This is a genomic window from Exiguobacterium sp. ZOR0005, assembly GCF_000798975.1.
Lineage (GTDB): Bacteria > Bacillota > Bacilli > Exiguobacteriales > Exiguobacteriaceae > Exiguobacterium > Exiguobacterium aurantiacum.
Genome location: NZ_JTLB01000034.1, coordinates 87471 through 104384, shown reverse-complemented (window position 1 = coordinate 104384; position 16914 = coordinate 87471). Strand labels below are relative to the sequence as shown.

Below are 16914 nucleotides of genomic sequence, written 5' to 3'. Positions count from 1 at the left end.
GAGCCCTGTCGAATACAGGTCTCAAGCCGCCTAGGCTGGTTTTCATTGTTTGTCCTGTCTACTTGACAGGGAGCACTTCAGGCCGCAAGCAGGTCTTTTTGTTGCGGCACGGACGAGACACGTCGTGCTACACTTGAAACAGACAGTGGATTTGTTTTGTTTTTGTAAAGATTTGCTTTGAAGTTGGTGTGATGGCGCATTGCTTTGTAAAATGGGTAGTGTGATAAGAAGTGATTAGAGGAGGAATAAGTGTGGCCGATAAAGTGATTGTCGTCGATGATGAAGTATCGATTGCGACGTTATTGAAGTTTAATTTAGAACAAGCCGGTTTCGAAGTGGAGACCGCCCATGATGGTAAGACCGGGCTCGAACTTGCCGAAAAACAAGATGCCGTACTCATCGTCCTCGATTTGATGTTGCCGGAAATGGATGGTCTTGAAGTGTGTAAACGACTGCGCCAGCAAAAAGTGAATACACCGATTCTCATGCTGACGGCTAAAGATGACGAGTTCGATAAAGTGTTAGGGCTTGAGCTCGGAGCGGACGACTATTTGACGAAACCGTTCAGCCCGCGCGAGGTCGTCGCGCGAGTGAAGGCGATTCTTCGACGCTCGACGCCGGCAGAAGTGGCGTCAGGTGATCAAGATGCGATTGAGATCGGGGACGTCAAAATCGTTCCTTCGAACTATGAAGTATTCAAAAAAGGTGAGCGGTTGGAATTGACGCCGAAAGAGTTCGAACTGCTCGCCTATCTCGCCAAAAACAAAGGCCGTGTCTTGACACGCGACCAACTGTTGTCAGCGATTTGGAACTATGATTTCGTCGGAGACACGCGAATCGTCGACGTTCACATTAGCCACTTGCGAGAAAAAATCGAGCCGGTGACGAAGAAGCCGACGTATATTAAAACAATTCGTGGTCTCGGATATAAGATGGAAGAACCGATGGCCGAATGAAGACGTATCGTTCGCGTTTCTTGACGACGCTCATCTTGCTCGTGACCGGTGTGCTACTCACGCTCGGCATCGTGCTCGGTCAGTTGTTTAAAGATTTTTATTTGGACTCGGAGCGCGACCGGTTGAAAGAGGATGCGAAGCTCGCTGCGTTATATCTCGATGGAAGTGAGTTGGCAGAGATTCAAGACTACGTCGGCCAAATCGACGATGCGAGCAGCTTTGACATCCTATTGCTCAATCGACGCATGGAAGTGATTGCCGGGACGCCGTTTCGGGTGGGGACGTTTGAATACCGCATCGACGCAGAGACGATCTCACCGGATGGAGAATTCGGGAATGCGACGCGGGACGACTTGATTCAATTCACGAAACCGATTGAGCTGTCTTCAGGTGAGACGGTCTACCTTAGTTTTATTCGGTATATTTCAGACTTAGAGAACGTCTACACGAGGATTTGGCTGACGATCGCGTTCGCGTTGTTCTTTTCATTCTTCATCATTTTATTCGTTCTCCACAATTTGACGAATCAGTTCATCCGACCGATCGATGAGGCGACGATCGTCTTAAGGGAGCTAGCCGACGGGAACTACCGGGCCCGGGTGTATGAGTTGCGGAACGACGAAGAGACGGGGAGTCTCGCCGGCTCGATCAACGTGCTCGCAAGAAACCTTGAAACGATCTCGCTCGGTGAGGCGGTACAACGGGCACGGCTCGAGTCGCTCATCGAATATATGGGGGCGGGGTTGTTGCTCGTCGATGAGCGAGGCATCGTCACGCTCGTCAACCGTTCATACCGGGATATGTTTCAGTATGATGAGCTGATGATTGGTCAGTTTTATCATGGCATCTTGCCAAGTCCGGACGTCGAGACGTTGATCGAGGACGTCTATTTGACGGAAGAACCGCATCGACGTCAGTTATCCATCCGGACCGGGTTCAATCAACGGACGTACATGGTATCGGCCGCGCCGATCTTTAGTGACACGGGCATGCTTCGCGGCACGACGCTACTGTTCAACGATATTAGCGAGTTGAAGCGACTTGAAAAAATGCGTAAAGATTTCGTCGCCAACGTGAGTCACGAGTTGAAGACACCGCTCACATCGATTCGCGGATTCAGCGAGACGCTTCTCGACGGGGCGAAAGAAGTTCCGGAACTAAGAGATCAGTTCCTCGATATCATCCAAAAAGAAGCGACACGCATGCAAATGCTCGTCGAGGACTTGCTCGAACTGTCACGGCTCGAGCGAGAAGATTTTCATCTAGAGTTCGCTCCGGTGCAGCTCAATCAACTGGTCGAGGAAGTCTGCCTCGTCTTAAGTCAAAAAGCCGAGAAGAAATCGATCCATCTTGAGACCCGGCACGACGGGGAAGTCATTTTACAAGCCGATTTGAATCGAATCAAACAAGTGATCATGAACCTTGTGGCGAACGCCATCAACTATTCGCCGGAAGAAAGTCTTGTCGAGATCGCGGTCGAACGGAAAGAGCAAACGGCGCGACTGATCGTCAAAGATAACGGTATCGGGATCGATCCAAAAGAAGTCGGTCGCATCTTCGAGCGGTTCTATCGAGTCGATAAGGCGAGGAGTCGTAATTCGGGAGGGACCGGACTCGGTCTAGCCATCGTCAAACATATCGTCGATCTGCATCATGCGACGATTGAAGTCGACAGTGTCGAAGGGGAAGGGACGACGTTCACGATCGAGTTCCCGCTCCCTTAACAATGAGTTCACGTCCCGTTCATACCTTCTTTACAATCAAGTGCTACTCTAGTGGTGAGACCTCTTCATCATCTCGTGTCCCACCCGGTGCTCATCTCCACGCGGGCGGGAAAGATTGACCCTTTTCTAGTTATTAGAAAAGGGTCTTTTTTTTCGAACGCATGTGCCCGTATGATATGATGGATACAGAAGAGAATGGAGGTTGGATCATGAATAAATTACTGCTCCTCGATGGAAACTCACTGACGTACCGTGCGTTTTTTGCACTGCCTCCGATGACGGATGCATCGGGACGAAACACGAATGCCGTGTATGGGTTCACGATGATGCTATTGAAATTGATGGAAGACGAGCAACCGACCCATTTCGCGGTCGCGTTCGATGCGTCGAAGAAGACGTTCCGACACGATACGTTCGCCGACTATAAAGGCGGTCGGCAAAAAACACCGGGCGAGCTCCGTGAGCAGTTCCCGATCGTGCGTGAACTGTGCGAGGCGTTCGGGATCAAAGTGCTCGAACTCGATCAATACGAGGCCGATGACATCATCGGGACGCTCTCGAAGCGAGAAGCGTTTGACCAGGTGACGATCGTCACGGGAGATAAAGACTTACTTCAACTGATCGATGATCGGGTCACAGTTTACTTAACGAAACGCGGGATCACAGATGTCGAAGCGATGGACGCATCTGCTTTCCAAGAACGTTACGACGGATTGACGCCGCACCAGATGATCGACCTGAAAGGGTTGATGGGTGATAAATCCGACAACATCCCTGGTATACCGGGTGTCGGTGAGAAAACGGCGCTTAAACTGCTTTCAAACTACGGTTCGGTCGAAGGGCTATACGAACATACGCATGAACTGAAAGGGAAGCAAAAAGAAAAAGTCGAGGCGAATGAAAAGGAAGCTCGAATGTCGAAACAGCTCGCGACGATTTATACGGACGTCCCAATCGACGTCGACGTCGACGATTTACAGTTCCACCCTTACGATGCGGCGAAAGTGAAGCCGTTGTTCATGAGCCTCCAGTTCAAGTCGCTCCTCGGCAAGTTGAACACGGAAGCGACGACCGAAGAGGCGACAGAAGCACGAGAAGTGACGACGGTCAGCATCGAACAACAAGATTTGACGGAAGCCGTTTTGGTCCTTGAACAATTACGAGACGATTATTTCGAAGACGACATCATCGGTGTGGCAATCGCCTCGAAAGCCGGAGTGACGGTCGGGGACGTGTCGTTGTTAAGCGAACCGGCCGTGAAATCGTGGCTGGCCGATGAGGCAAGGAAAACCATCTGCTTAGACGCAAAACAGACGATCATTCAATTGAAGCGTCATGAATTAACGCTCGCTGGCTATGAAGACCTGCTCGTGGCCGGATATCTTCTAAACTTGTCAGGTGGGACGACGCTCGATTCGATTGCCGCTCATTTTGACTACACCCTTCCGGAAGACGAGGCTGTCTACGGAAAAGGGGCGAAACGTCACGTACCGGAGCAAGACGTTTTCGAACAGCACGTCGCGGAAAAGGCGATGGCGATTCTCTCACTATTCGACCGTGTCTCGGCCGAACTCGATCAAAACGAGCAGACCTCCTTGTACCAAGATTTAGAACGTCCGCTCGTGGCGGTGCTCGCCGAGATGGAGTGGGCCGGTATCCACGTCGATGTCGCGACGTTAAAAGTGATGGAAGAAGACCTCGGCGGCAGGATCCGTCAGCTTGAGGAAGAGATTCATGGTCTGGCCGGTGAAGCGTTCAATATCAACTCGCCGAAACAGCTCGGTGTCATCTTGTTTGAGAAATTGGCGCTCCCGCCCGTCAAAAAGACGAAGACTGGCTACTCGACGGCGGCTGACGTATTGGAAAAGCTGGCTCCGCTTCACCCGATCGTCGAACATATCATGCATTATCGAGAACTCGGCAAATTGCAGTCGACATACGTCGAAGGGTTGCAAAAAGTGATCAAAGCGGACGGGAAGATTCATACACGTTATACGCAGACGCTCACCCAGACCGGTCGACTGTCATCGGTCAACCCGAACTTACAAAACATTCCGATTCGATTAGAAGAAGGACGGCGGATTCGTAAAGCGTTCACGCCGAGCGAACAAGGTTGGATGCTGTATGCGGTCGATTATTCGCAAATCGAGCTCCGGATCATGTCACATATGTCACAAGATGAGAAGATGCTCGAGGCGTTCCTTCATGACGAGGACATCCATACGTCGACAGCGGCGAACGTGTTCCGTGTCGCCAAAGAAGAAGTGACGTCGCTCATGCGTCGGCAGGCGAAAGCCGTCAACTTCGGGATCATCTACGGCATCAGTGACTACGGACTATCGCAAAACTTAGGAATCAGCCGGAAAGAGGCACAGACGTTCATCGATACGTACTTCGAGCAATTCCCTGGCGTCAAACGGTTCATGGATGCCGCAATCGAGCGCGCGCGCGAGCATGGTTATGTCGAGACGATGCTCAAACGGCGTCGTAACATCCCGGACATCCACTCTCGGAACTTCAATTTGCGGGGCTTCGCGGAACGGACGGCCATCAATACACCGATTCAAGGAACGGCAGCCGACATCATTAAAAAGGCGATGATCGATGTCGACACGGCGCTCCGGTCGTCTGGACTTCAGTCGAAGCTGTTGCTTCAAGTTCACGATGAACTGATCTTTGAAGGGCCGAAAGAAGAAATGACAGAGCTCGAGACGCTCGTCAAAGGCGCGATGGAACACACCGTCAAACTCGACGTCCCGCTTCGTGCGGACGGATCGTTCGGAGAGACGTGGTTTGACACGAAATAAGTTAGAGGAAGGAAGTCATTATGCCTGAATTACCTGAAGTGGAAACGGTCTGTCGGCGGTTGCGACCGTTCGTCTCCGGAAAGACGATTTCAGCCGTCGATGTGCTCGACGCAAAAATCATTCGAGGGCACGAGCCTGAGATTTGGAAACAACAGCTGCTCGGCGAGACGATTCAAGACGTCGAGCGACGCGGCAAGTTTATTTTGTTTAAACTGACGAACGGTTATCTCGTCTCTCATTTGCGGATGGAAGGAAAATTTTATCCGCATGGCGAAACAGTCAGTCCGGTCAAACATACTCACGTCGTCTTCACGTTCTCGGACGGGACTACGCTTCACTATAACGACGTTCGGAAGTTCGGCACGATGGAGATCAAGACGAATGAAGCGTTGTATGTGACGCCGCCGCTGTCCTTGCTCGCCTTAGAACCGTTCGACCCGAATGTGACGGCCGAGACGTTGCATGAACGCATGAAACGGATGAACGTCCGCGCTATCAAGACGGCGCTCCTCGATCAGTCGATCTTTGTCGGGCTAGGCAACATTTATGTCGATGAGACACTGTTCCGCGCCGGGATTCACCCGACGCGTCCGGCGGCCTCGTTGTCGCTTGAAGAGGTCGAGGCGGTGCGTCAAGAAGCGGTCGCCGTGTTGACCGAGGCGATTGAGCGAGGGGGAAGCACGATCCGGAGTTATACGAATCCGGACGGGGCGACCGGTACGTTTCAAGAGACGTTGTACGTATACGGCCAGACCGGCGAGCCGTGCCGAAACTGCGGCCGCCCAATTGAAAAGATGAAACTAGGTGGACGGGGCACACATTACTGTCCACACTGCCAAAAATAAGAGGTGGACAAGATGTTGAAGATTGGGTTGACAGGTGGGATCGCGACAGGGAAATCGACGGTATCACGTCTATTCCGACAAGAAGGCATCCCGATCATCGATGCTGACAAAATCGCCCGTGTCGTCGTGGAACCAGGCGGGAAAGCGCACACCGCTGTAAGCGAAGCGTTTCCGCGTTGTTTTGAAGGTGAACAGTTGAATCGGCCGGCGCTCGGACGAGAGATTTTCCATGACGCTCATAAGCGGCAACTGCTCAATCAACTCATGCATCCGGCCATCCGTGAACAGATGGAAGAGGAGATGCGGGGGTATGAGGCGGCGGGAGAGACCGTCGTCATCTTCGATATTCCACTCTTGTTCGAAGGGACGATGCGCGACCTCGTCGATTACACGGTCGTCGTCTACTGCCGGGAAGAGATTCAGTTGATGCGGCTCATGGAACGGAACGGTTTGACGAAAGAAGAAGCGCTCGCGCGCATTCAGTCGCAAATGCCGATCGAAGAGAAAAAGCATCATGCCGATTTCCTCATCAATAACAACGGGGCGCTAAGTGAACTGCCGCCTCAAGTGACACGACTTGTCGAACAGTTTCAGACCATCAAAAAAGAAGGCGAATGACGCCTTCTTTTTTGATGGTTGCATCTTTGAAGCGGGATGCGTTTTTTGTTAGTTGAGCGGGTCGGCATCAGGTTTTCCTTTTCGCCACGTGTCATAAATGGCGCGGCCATCGCTCGGGTGTCCGTTCGAATAGTAGATCGGATAGAGCGAGAAGAACACGTAATAAAACGAGAAATATGCGAATTGATACGTATAGATCGTCGGTTCAAGCTCGCGTGTCAAGATGAATCCGTTCACGATCAAAATACTAGCTAGATTGAAGATAGAGCCGCCCGCGTAGACGATGCTCCTCGTCAAGCGATTACTATACTTCAAGTCAGAAAATTGGCACCAAGCGTCATAGAAATAGACGCGGTTAAACTGTAGCCGACCGATTTTAAATAGTTTCTTTCCTGTCCCGATCTCCATATCAAGCGATCCTCCGAATAATTTCGCGAAAAAGAAATGCCCGAACTGATGGATAATTGTCACAATCGGTAAAATGATAAAGAACGAGATGACGAATTTGTCTAAGTCTCCCCAACTAAACATAATACATAGCTCCTTTCCAAGCTCTACACCAAATTTCCCTCTTTTTCAAAACTGAAACTGTAAAAAAGTGAAAGAAATGTGACGATTGATAGTGAAAACGCTTCCAATTATCCGTTATAATGGTGTCGTAACGCAGAAAAAAAGGGGGAACTAGAATGGGGACGAAAGTGGCAATCAATGGTTTTGGACGTATCGGGAGAATGGTGTTTCGGAAGTTGATGCTCGAAGGACGGCATGACGTCGTGGCCATCAATGCGAGTTATCCGGCAGAGACGCTCGCGCACTTGATCAAACACGACACGGTCCACGGGCCGTTCACGTTGACGGTACGGGCGCATGGGGATGCGCTCATCGTCGATGGGAAACGAATCGAGCTCGTATCGGAGCGCGATCCGGAAAGGCTGCCGTGGGGGGAGCTTGGTGTTGAGATCGTCGTCGAGGCGACGGGGAAGTTCAATTCTGACATCGGGGCGAAGAAGCATTTGACGGCAGGTGCGAAGAAAGTCATTTTGACGGCGCCGGGGAAAGGTGATGTGCGGACGATTGTGATGGGGGTCAATGATCGCGAGTACACACCGGAGCATGATCACGTCATCTCGAACGCATCATGCACGACGAACTGCCTCGGACCGGTCGTCAAAGTGCTCGACGCGACGTTCGGGATTGAGACGGGACTCGTGACGACGGTGCACGCCTACACGAACGACCAAAACAACATCGACAATCCACATAAAGATTTACGCCGGGCCCGGGCTTGTGGTACTTCGATTATACCGACTTCGACCGGGGCCGCGAAAGCAATCGGACTCGTCTTGCCCGAACTTCAAGGTAAACTGAACGGGATGGCGCTTCGTGTCCCGACGCCGAACGTCTCGCTCGTCGACCTCGTCGTCGAACTGCGCCGCGACGTCACGGTTGACGAAGTGAACGAGGCGTTCGAACGGGCAGCCCACGGGGAGATGACTGGCATTCTCGGTGTCTCGAACGAGCCGCTCGTCTCGATCGATTTTAACGGTGACGAACGGTCGTCGATTATCGATGCGGATTCGACGATGGTGCTCGGCGGGAACCATGTTAAAGTGCTCGCGTGGTATGACAATGAATGGGGCTATTCGTGCCGTGTCGTCGATCTGTTAGACATGGTGGCGAGCTACCTTCAAATCGGGCGACAAGAAACCCACGCTTAAAAAAATATATTTAACCAAAAATATTTTTAAAGAATTGAAACAAATATCTTGTAACGACGTCCCAAACACGATACACTCAATCTCGTGAACTTCAATTGGTCTGACAAACGCAACTTAAAGGGTTAGGACCTCTTTGGACTAACTTGCCCCCGTGGTTGTGGGCGATTCAGGCACAAAGTGAGTGATCATCAACTACTTTGAGACCATTGATGTAAAGGGGGATCCACTAATATGGATACTATGGGACGTCACATTATTACAGAACTTTGGGAGTGCAATCCCGACAAATTGAACGATATCGACTACATCGAGCGCTTGTTCGTCGATGCAGCACTTCGCTCGGGCGCTGAAGTCCGCGAAGTCGCTTTCCACAAATTCGCACCACACGGTGTAAGTGGGGTCGTTATCATTTCAGAATCACACTTAACGATTCACAGTTTCCCAGAGCATGGTTACGCATCAGTCGATGTGTTCACATGTGGGGATCGTATCGATCCGGCTACAGCGTCACAGTATATCGCTGAAGGTTTGGATGCGAAAGTGCGTGAAGACGTCAAACTTGATCGTGGGATGGGACCAATCCGTGTTCCTGAAGCGCAAGTGGCAATCAGCAAATAATCAGATTGACCTTTTGAGGCTGGCCGATTTTCGGTCAGCCCTTTTAATTGTTTTGTTGGAGCCTTAATTTTGATATGCTTAACGTATATAAATGAGTTGTTGAGGTGGAAAATGGGATTATTCGATAAGTTTCAAACACATATTCAAACTGATGATTCGCATAAAAATGAAGCGTTGCGCACCCGTTACTTCGCGGCGTCGCCGAACGCGGTGCTGACATGGTTAAGTGAACAAATCAAAACACAAGGCCAAACGGTCCGTCGCGTCGATTCTGAACGTGGGGAACTTGCTTTTAACGGTGAGGGCTGGGACGCACTCGCTACAATCATTCAAGTCGATGGGGGACGGACGGCCGTCGATTTCACGATGAATCGTGAAAGTCGGATCGGTCCGGACCTCGGCCCGCTCGTCACGAAGTATTATGAGGCGTTAGAGCAAAAATTCCCGCTCCGTGCCATCGGAAACCAATCTGTCGAACGATAAGGAGGGCTGAGCATGCGTTGTCCTAAATGCGATCATAACGGAACGAGGGTGCTCGACTCCCGTCCTGTCCAAGATTTTTACTCAATCCGACGCCGCCGGGAATGTGAACAGTGCGGTTATCGGTTCACGACGTTTGAGACCGTTGAACAAACACCGCTCATCATCGTGAAAAAAGATGGAAATCGAGAGGAGTTCAGCCGTGAGAAAGTGCTTCGAGGCATCATACGGGCCTGTGAGAAACGACCGGTCACGCTCGAACAACTCGAAGGCGTCGTCACGAAAGTCGAGCAGCAGTTACGTGCCCTCGGCCAGTCCGAGATTCCGAGTGAACAAGTCGGTGAACTCGTCATGAACGAGCTCGCCCGTGTCGATGAAGTGGCTTACGTCCGCTTCGCCTCGGTCTACCGCCAATTTAAAGATATCTCTGTGTTCTTTAAAGAGTTAGAAGATTTAATGAAGCAAGAGAAATCGACCAACTAAAGGGGCGGCCTTCTGGTCGCCCTTTTTCAGGGGAGAATCATTATGGAAAAAGAACGGACCATATTCGGAACCGATGAATTATTGATCATGAGTACCGGACTCATCGATCGCGAATCGTATCAGTCACTCTATCACTTGTACCAACCGGTCATCGGAGTGAGAGCGCTCGCGCTATACCAAACGCTATGGAGCGAGTTGAAACCGGGCAAGATGAAATCGAACTATATGTCGCACAGTGCGCTTTGTGAACTGCTCGATTATTCGATCAACGAGTTGACGGACAGTTTGTTCCGCCTCGAGGCGATCGGTCTCGTGCGCACGTACAAGACGAAAGATGCCCGCGTGACCCAGTACGTCTATCAACTGCGTGTACCGCTCGCACCGCACACGTTTTTAAATGACGGGCTGTTGTCGAGTTTTCTCTTTTATAAAGTAGGAGAAGTCCGCTTCAAACAGCTGCAAGGACGGTTCACGATCGATCCGCTCCCGGCGGGCATCGTCGAAGTGACGAAAGACTTTAATGAAGTGTTCGACGTCAAAGGCGTCAATCATATGGCGTTCACGCAAAAGAACTATGAGAAACCGGATCGGGCGAAGATTGAAATCAACTATACGTTTGACATGGATATCGTCAAAAAGTTGACGAACTTCCCGGTCGGTTTCTTCACGAAGAAGCTTGATGAGACGATCACGAAACTTGCTTACGTCTCCCAAATCGATGAAGAATTGATGGCGGAGATGCTGAAAGAGTATTTCGTCCACGAAGCGTACTTGCCGCTCAGTGAGCAAGAGAAGCGCGACGGATGCCGTCAAATGGTTCTTCAATTGAAGAAAAAGCAGACGCGGCACCGAAAAGTGAAGTCGGATGAGACGACAAAGGCAGCGGTTGGCGACTTGCACGACGTCGCCGTCATGGAAACGGCACACCCACATCAATACGTGTCGACGCTCCGGAAGACGCCGCAGCTCTCGAAGAGTGATGAACAGCTCATCATCGAGATGGTCGATACGCTCGGCCTCGCGCCAAGTGTCATCAATGCGTTGTTCTACTATTGTATCGAAGTGAAGAAACAGACGCGGCTCAGTGAAAATTATGTCATGCGCATCGCCACGAGCTGGAAGACGGCAGGTTACCTCCATGCGAAAGACGCGCTCGAGCAAGAAGCGACACAAGACGCCTTGATTGAGAAAAAACAACAAAAACGCGAAAACGTGCAACGGACGACAGTCGGGGCGAGACGGAAGACACAACAGACCGAGCTACCGAAATGGCTCGAAGAGGAAGCGAAAGAGCAACGTTCCTACGATCAGAAGCGGAAACAAGAGCTCGAGTCTTCGGTGCCAGACGACGCCGAGCTCGTCAAGCTGCTCAATGAATTGAAAGAGAAAGGATGAGGGACATGGAACGCATCAATCAAACGCTTGCCCAGATGATGAATCGAAAAGAAGTGCGGGAAGCGTACGAGTCGATTCGCCGGCGAACCCTCGAGCATCCGGGCATCATCGCATTTTTACGCGCTCATCCAGAATTGGACGAGTCAGCGATCGAAATCGGCTTCACGAAGTTGAGTGAATACGCCGAACAAATGGACGGGAAGAAACTCGTGGAAGAGCATGCCGTCATCCCCGGTCATCAACCAGTCCTTTACGTCGATCTCGGACAAGTCGCGATCCGTTATGAAGAGACGGTGAAGCATCGTCAAGCGCGGCGACAAAAAGAGATGGACCGTAAGTTCAAGAGCCTGTTCTTGCCTGAAGAAGTACGGGAAGCGAGCTTTGATTCGTTCGATTGGTCCGATGATGCCAGAAAGATCGCGCTTCGCGAGGCGATGCGATTCGTTTCAGGCATGAAGACCGGTCAAAAAGTGAACGGGCTCTATTTACACGGTAGCTTCGGTGTCGGGAAGACGTATCTCCTCGCCGCCATCGCCAATGAGTTGAAAGTCGCGGACATCGAGACGATTCTCGTCCACGCGCCGGGCTTCGTCTCCGAGGCGAAACGGAAAATACGGACCGACTCGTTCGACTCTTTCTTGACGTCTTTCCAACACGTTCCGGTCCTATTGATTGACGACATCGGGGCGGAAGCGATCAGCCCATGGGTTCGTGACGAATTGTTCGGAATCATTTTGCAGTACCGCATGATGCACCGTCTGCCGACGTTATACAGCTCAAACTTTAGCGGAGAAGAGCTGGAGACACATTTCTCAATCGATGGTTCCCCGCAAAATAAGATGAAAGCGCAACGGCTCATGCAACGGATTTCAACGACGACGACACAAATCGAGTTGAAAGGTGAAAATCGCCGTCGTTAAAGGATTGTTTTTCTCGATTAGGTTGACTATACTAATAAGCATATAACCGATGCAGGAATAGAGGACACGAGATGTCGATACGGGTTTCTAAGCGAGGGAAGGTTGGTGCGAGCTTCCTAAACACGACGACCGTCTTACTCCCTCTTAGCACCGTACGGGACAATCGTGCGGCGGGTCACACTCGTTATCGTGTGTTCGAGCCAAGCTTCTGCTTGGGAACGAGGGTGGTACCACGAGAATCAAAGCTCGTCCCTTTCATAGGGATGGGCTTTTTTTATTTTTTTCTAAATAGAGAGGGGAAGTTGACACATGATTCATTTAACATTTCCAGATGGCGCCGTCAAAGAGTTCGAGGCGGGGATCACAGCAGAAGAAGTGGCGGGTTCGATCAGCCCAGGACTTCGTAAAAAGGCGATCGCCGCCAAAATTGACGGTGAACTGATTGACTATCGCCGTCCGATCAATCACGACGGCCGTATCGAGCTCGTCATGCCTGACTCGGAAGACGGACTCGATTTGATGCGTCACTCGTCAGCGCACTTGATGGCACAAGCGATCAAGCGTCTTTACGGTGAAGAAGGCTCGATTTATCTCGGGATCGGCCCGACGATCGAGAACGGATTCTATTATGATATCGAGATGGACCGTCGCATTAACGAGGAAGACCTTCCAGAAATCGAGAAGATGATGAAGCGTATCGTCGACGAGAACCTCGACATCACACGTGAAGTCGTGTCACGTGACGAGGCGCTCGCCCGTTATAAAGAACTCGGGGACCCGCTCAAAATCGAATTGCTCGAAGACATTCCGGCCGATGAGACGCTCACGATGTATCATCAAGGTGAATTTTTCGACCTTTGCCGTGGACCACACGTTTCATCGACGTCGAAATTGAAAGTGTTCAAATTGATGAGTGTCGCCGGTGCCTACTGGCGTGGCGATTCAAATAACAAAATGCTCCAACGTATTTATGGGACGGCGTGGGCGACGAAAGAACAGCTCGCGGAACATTTGCGTCTTTTAGAAGAAGCGAAAGAGCGTGATCACCGTAAACTCGGAAAAGAGCTCGATCTCTTCTTCGTCTCACAAGAAGTCGGTCAAGGCTTGCCGATGTGGCTCCCGAAAGGTGCGTCGATTCGCCGCACGGTCGAACGTTATATCGTCGACAAAGAGCTCGAACTCGGCTACCAGCATGTGTATACGCCGGTTCTCGGCTCGGTCGACTTGTATAAGACGTCTGGACACTGGGACCACTATCAAGACGACATGTTCCCGAAAATGGAGATGGACAATGAGGAACTCGTGCTCCGACCGATGAACTGCCCACACCATATGACGATCTACAAGCACGAGCCGCGCTCGTACCGTGAGTTGCCGCTTCGTATCGCCGAACTCGGCGGTATGCACCGTTACGAGATGTCTGGAGCGCTCACAGGCCTTCAACGCGTCCGTTACATGGTATTAAACGATGGACATACGTTCGTCACACCGGAACAGATGAAGCAAGAGTTCAAAGACATCGTTCATTTGATCCAAGAAGTATACGCCGACTTCGGCATTAAAGACTATCGCTTCCGCTTGTCGTATCGTGACCCGGCCGACAAAGAGAAGTACTTCGACAACGACGCGATCTGGGAGACGGCCCAACGTCAGTTGAAAGAGACGATGGACGAGCTCGGTCTCCCGTATTTCGAGGCAGACGGAGAAGCGGCGTTCTACGGACCGAAGCTTGATGTCCAAGTCCGCACGGCGCTCGGCAAAGAAGAGACGCTCTCGACCGTTCAACTCGACTTCTTGCTCCCAGAACGTTTCGACTTGACGTACACAGGTCCGGACGGCAAAGATCACCGCCCGATCGTGTTGCACCGCGGTGTCGTCTCGACGATGGAACGGTTCGTCGCGTACTTGATCGAAGAGTACAAAGGCGCTTTCCCGACATGGCTCGCACCGGTCCAAGTGAAGTTGATCCCGGTGTCGCACGTCCATGACGAGTATGTCGCAGAAGTGAAAGCGGAGCTCGTCAAACGTGGCGTCCGTGTCGAGACGGATCTTCGCGACGAGAAACTCGGCTATAAGATTCGTGAGGCACAGATGAAGAAAATCCCGATGACGCTCGTGCTCGGCGACAAAGAGCGCGACGAGCGGGCGGTCAACATCCGCCGTTACGGCCAACAAGAACAAGTGTCGGCTTCACTCGACGAATTTATCACGTCGTTGACGGAAGAAATCGCCAATCGTTCACGTTAAACGAGGGACCATCCTTCTTCGGAAGGGTGGTCTTCTTTTCGGTCTAAAGACGGATGCGAAATAGGTGAGAGAACACGTAAGGTAGAAGAAAGGAGTGATTATCTTGAAATTTATGAAACCATTCGTAGCGCTGACAATCGGTTCGGTCGTCGCGACGAGCATGATACCAAAAGTAAACGCAGAAGCCATCGTGGACGATACAATCGTCACGCTCGGGGAGTCGCTCTCCTCGAACCAGCAACAGTGGGTGCTCGACCGCGTCGAGGCACCGGCCGGCATCGATCCGATTATCGCGACCGTGGCCGACGAAGAAAAATATTTAGGCGACGCGGTTCCACAAGCCCAGCGTGGGGGTGGGATGTACTCGTCGGCCCGCATCAAATTGATGGAGGAAGGCACAGGGTTGAACATTAAGACGGAGAACGTCACGTGGGTGACGGAAGATATGTATGCGAATGCACTCGTCACGGCCGGTGTGACCGACGCAGACATCTACATCACGTCACCGATTCGCGTGACCGGCACGTCCGCTCTCACAGGCATCATGAAGGCGTATGACGTCACCGCCAGTGAGACGGGCATCGAATTGAGTGAAGAGCGGAAAGCGCTCGCCCAAGAAGAACTCGCCGTCACGTCAGAAATCGGGAAAACGGTCGGCCAAGACGATGTCGCGGGTCTTATGAACGAGATCAAAGCGGCGATCGCCAACGAAAAACCAGAGACGAACATCGAGATTCGCGATATCGTCATTCAAGTGCTCAATCAAAACAACGTCCAGCTGTCAGACACGCAACTGAACCGTTTGACAGGTCTGTTCGAGAATATGCAACAAGCGAACCTCGATTGGGGATCGATCAGTGACGGGTTGAAAGGGGCCGGACAAAACGTCCAATCTTTCCTCGAACAAGAAGAAGTGAAAGGGTTCTTCGCCCGATTGTTCGCGGCGCTCAGTAACTTCTTCAAATCGTTGACGAATTAAACAGGTTTAAAAAAGGGCTCACGCCCTTTTTTAATACCAACGTTTATAGATGTAGTCCCGCGCGCTCTTGTTGTCATCGACAATCTTCAACGTGATCCGGTTCATCTCTTCGAGAAGGTCGGTCAACACCGCTTTCAGCTTCTCATCTTCAAGTCCGTGATGACGCATCGTTTCCGTGACGATCCGCTCGACTTGGTCATGATAATTATGGTCATCACCGATCTTATTTCGCCAATCCATGTCCATCCCTCCCTTTTTTATTTTTATTCCCGTACAAAAGGTATTGCGAAACGATGGAATGACTGTTATTATCATAAAAGTGTGAGCTACCAATTATTCATGCGCGAATTCTTGACATCTTTTCCTGTTAGTGTTAAGATGACTTAGTGATTAAAAACAACAAAGCAGAAGCGCCCGCTTCTCACCTCGTCCGAACAGCTTCGGTCAGGTCCATCATGTACGCAACTCAAAGTCGGAATTGTTCCGCTTTGGATTCGAAATGATGTGTGGGCGGGAAACTGCCGACGCTTTTTTTATTGCCATGTTGTCTTATCAATCTAAAACTCGTGCAATCGCACGATGGAGGTGCTAACCATTAGCAAAGAGCTCTTTATCAACGAAAACATTCGTGCCCGTGAAGTTCGCTTAATTGGAGCGGACGGTGCACAACTCGGTGTGCAATCGCGCAGTGAAGCATTACGCTTGGCTGAAGAGGCTGAACTCGACTTAGTCTTGGTCGCCGACAAAGCAAACCCACCGGTCGCTAAAATCATGGACTATGGTAAATACCGTTTCGAACTCCAGAAAAAGGAGAAAGAAGCGCGTAAAAACCAAAAGGTCATCCAATTGAAAGAAGTACGCCTCAGCCCGACAATCGAGGAAAATGATTTCCAGACGAAATTGCGTAACGCTCGCAAATTCCTTGAAAATGGAAACAAAGTGAAGGCGTCGATCCGTTTCCGCGGACGTGCCATCACACACTCGGAAATCGGCAGACGCGTTATGGAAAAATTGGCGGCGGAATGTGCCGACTTGGCAACAGTTGAACAAAAGCCGAAGATGGAAGGACGCAGCATGTTCTTAGTGCTGGCTCCGAAGAAAGAAGATTAATCATCGAGTCATAG

16 protein-coding genes and 1 other annotated feature are annotated in these 16914 nt (G+C 51.1%); of the genes, 14 read left to right on the top strand and 2 right to left on the bottom strand.

From position 1 onward, the window contains the following. Positions 1-251: 251 nt before the first annotated feature. From L971_RS14120 to coaE, 5 genes are all read left to right on the top strand, one after another. Complete coding sequence (locus L971_RS14120) at positions 252-956, top strand: response regulator transcription factor (RefSeq protein ID WP_024371383.1); 705 nt, start codon at positions 252-254, stop codon at positions 954-956. Further along, positions 953-2680, top strand: a complete 1728-nt coding sequence (gene pnpS / locus L971_RS14115; protein ID WP_029334716.1) for a two-component system histidine kinase PnpS — start codon at positions 953-955, stop codon at positions 2678-2680. Before L971_RS14120 ends, pnpS begins: the two co-directional genes overlap by 4 nt. 209 nt (positions 2681-2889) lie before the next feature. Further along, on the top strand, positions 2890-5487 hold the full coding sequence (gene polA, locus L971_RS14110; protein WP_047376384.1) for a DNA polymerase I: 2598 nt from the start codon (positions 2890-2892) through the stop codon (positions 5485-5487). A 20-nt stretch (positions 5488-5507) separates the two neighbouring features. Continuing rightward, complete coding sequence (mutM, locus tag L971_RS14105; protein ID WP_024371386.1) at positions 5508-6332, top strand: DNA-formamidopyrimidine glycosylase; 825 nt, start codon at positions 5508-5510, stop codon at positions 6330-6332. Between the two features lie 12 nt (positions 6333-6344). Beyond that, a complete protein-coding gene (gene coaE / locus L971_RS14100; protein ID WP_024371387.1) occupies positions 6345-6950 on the top strand; it encodes a dephospho-CoA kinase in 606 nt (201 codons plus the stop codon). A gap of 48 nt (positions 6951-6998) precedes the next feature. Here the strand turns inward: coaE and L971_RS14095 are convergent, their stop codons facing one another. Further along, entirely contained in the window at positions 6999-7481 is a 483-nt protein-coding gene (locus L971_RS14095) for a site-2 protease family protein (protein ID WP_024371388.1), read from the bottom strand. 155 nt (positions 7482-7636) lie between these two features. Between L971_RS14095 and L971_RS14090 the strand changes: the two genes are divergently transcribed. The 8 genes from L971_RS14090 (at position 7637) to L971_RS14055 (ending at position 15790) form a co-directional block, all read left to right on the top strand. Beyond that, entirely contained in the window at positions 7637-8668 is a 1032-nt protein-coding gene (locus tag L971_RS14090) for a glyceraldehyde-3-phosphate dehydrogenase (protein ID WP_029334719.1), read from the top strand. A 231-nt stretch (positions 8669-8899) separates the two neighbouring features. Next, positions 8900-9286: an adenosylmethionine decarboxylase gene (gene speD / locus L971_RS14085; protein ID WP_024371390.1), complete on the top strand. Its 387-nt coding sequence runs from the start codon at positions 8900-8902 to the stop codon at positions 9284-9286. A gap of 111 nt (positions 9287-9397) precedes the next feature. Next, a complete protein-coding gene (locus tag L971_RS14080; RefSeq protein ID WP_024371391.1) occupies positions 9398-9769 on the top strand; it encodes a hypothetical protein in 372 nt (123 codons plus the stop codon). A 12-nt stretch (positions 9770-9781) separates the two neighbouring features. Then, on the top strand, positions 9782-10249 hold the full coding sequence (gene nrdR / locus L971_RS14075) for a transcriptional regulator NrdR (protein WP_024371392.1): 468 nt from the start codon (positions 9782-9784) through the stop codon (positions 10247-10249). A 42-nt stretch (positions 10250-10291) separates the two neighbouring features. Further along, a complete protein-coding gene (locus L971_RS14070; RefSeq protein WP_024371393.1) occupies positions 10292-11644 on the top strand; it encodes a DnaD domain protein in 1353 nt (450 codons plus the stop codon). A 5-nt stretch (positions 11645-11649) separates the two neighbouring features. Beyond that, positions 11650-12564: a primosomal protein DnaI gene (gene dnaI / locus L971_RS14065; RefSeq protein ID WP_024371394.1), complete on the top strand. Its 915-nt coding sequence runs from the start codon at positions 11650-11652 to the stop codon at positions 12562-12564. A gap of 309 nt (positions 12565-12873) precedes the next feature. Further along, positions 12874-14811 (top strand): threonine--tRNA ligase, encoded by a 1938-nt coding sequence (gene thrS, locus L971_RS14060; RefSeq protein ID WP_024371395.1) that lies wholly within the window; start codon positions 12874-12876, stop codon positions 14809-14811. 112 nt (positions 14812-14923) lie between these two features. Further along, positions 14924-15790: a DUF1002 domain-containing protein gene (locus tag L971_RS14055; protein WP_024371396.1), complete on the top strand. Its 867-nt coding sequence runs from the start codon at positions 14924-14926 to the stop codon at positions 15788-15790. 30 nt (positions 15791-15820) lie between these two features. Here the strand turns inward: L971_RS14055 and L971_RS14050 are convergent, their stop codons facing one another. After that, positions 15821-16030 (bottom strand): hypothetical protein, encoded by a 210-nt coding sequence (locus tag L971_RS14050; RefSeq protein WP_029334723.1) that lies wholly within the window; start codon positions 16028-16030, stop codon positions 15821-15823. 156 nt (positions 16031-16186) lie between these two features. After that, positions 16187-16330, top strand: a sequence feature (ribosomal protein L20 leader region). A gap of 39 nt (positions 16331-16369) precedes the next feature. Here L971_RS14050 and infC point away from each other — a divergent pair. Further along, the gene (infC, locus tag L971_RS14045) at positions 16370-16900 is read left to right on the top strand and encodes a translation initiation factor IF-3 (protein ID WP_024371398.1); all 531 of its coding nucleotides are present in this window, start codon (positions 16370-16372) and stop codon (positions 16898-16900) included. Positions 16901-16914 lie beyond the last annotated feature (14 nt).

Excerpts from the sequence above, each read along its gene's own strand:
- pnpS (WP_029334716.1), top strand. The coding sequence starts at position 953 with ATGAAGACGTATCGTTCGCGTTTCTTGACGACGCTCATCTTGCTCGTG.
- polA (WP_047376384.1), top strand. The coding sequence starts at position 2,890 with ATGAATAAATTACTGCTCCTCGATGGAAACTCACTGACGTACCGTGCG.
- mutM (WP_024371386.1), top strand. The coding sequence starts at position 5,508 with ATGCCTGAATTACCTGAAGTGGAAACGGTCTGTCGGCGGTTGCGACCG.
- coaE (WP_024371387.1), top strand. The coding sequence starts at position 6,345 with ATGTTGAAGATTGGGTTGACAGGTGGGATCGCGACAGGGAAATCGACG.
- L971_RS14095 (WP_024371388.1), bottom strand. The coding sequence starts at position 7,481 with ATGTTTAGTTGGGGAGACTTAGACAAATTCGTCATCTCGTTCTTTATC.
- L971_RS14090 (WP_029334719.1), top strand. The coding sequence starts at position 7,637 with ATGGGGACGAAAGTGGCAATCAATGGTTTTGGACGTATCGGGAGAATG.
- speD (WP_024371390.1), top strand. The coding sequence starts at position 8,900 with ATGGATACTATGGGACGTCACATTATTACAGAACTTTGGGAGTGCAAT.
- L971_RS14080 (WP_024371391.1), top strand. The coding sequence starts at position 9,398 with ATGGGATTATTCGATAAGTTTCAAACACATATTCAAACTGATGATTCG.
- nrdR (WP_024371392.1), top strand. The coding sequence starts at position 9,782 with ATGCGTTGTCCTAAATGCGATCATAACGGAACGAGGGTGCTCGACTCC.
- L971_RS14070 (WP_024371393.1), top strand. The coding sequence starts at position 10,292 with ATGGAAAAAGAACGGACCATATTCGGAACCGATGAATTATTGATCATG.
- dnaI (WP_024371394.1), top strand. The coding sequence starts at position 11,650 with ATGGAACGCATCAATCAAACGCTTGCCCAGATGATGAATCGAAAAGAA.
- thrS (WP_024371395.1), top strand. The coding sequence starts at position 12,874 with ATGATTCATTTAACATTTCCAGATGGCGCCGTCAAAGAGTTCGAGGCG.
- L971_RS14055 (WP_024371396.1), top strand. The coding sequence starts at position 14,924 with ATGAAACCATTCGTAGCGCTGACAATCGGTTCGGTCGTCGCGACGAGC.
- L971_RS14050 (WP_029334723.1), bottom strand. The coding sequence starts at position 16,030 with ATGGATTGGCGAAATAAGATCGGTGATGACCATAATTATCATGACCAA.
- infC (WP_024371398.1), top strand. The coding sequence starts at position 16,370 with ATGGAGGTGCTAACCATTAGCAAAGAGCTCTTTATCAACGAAAACATT.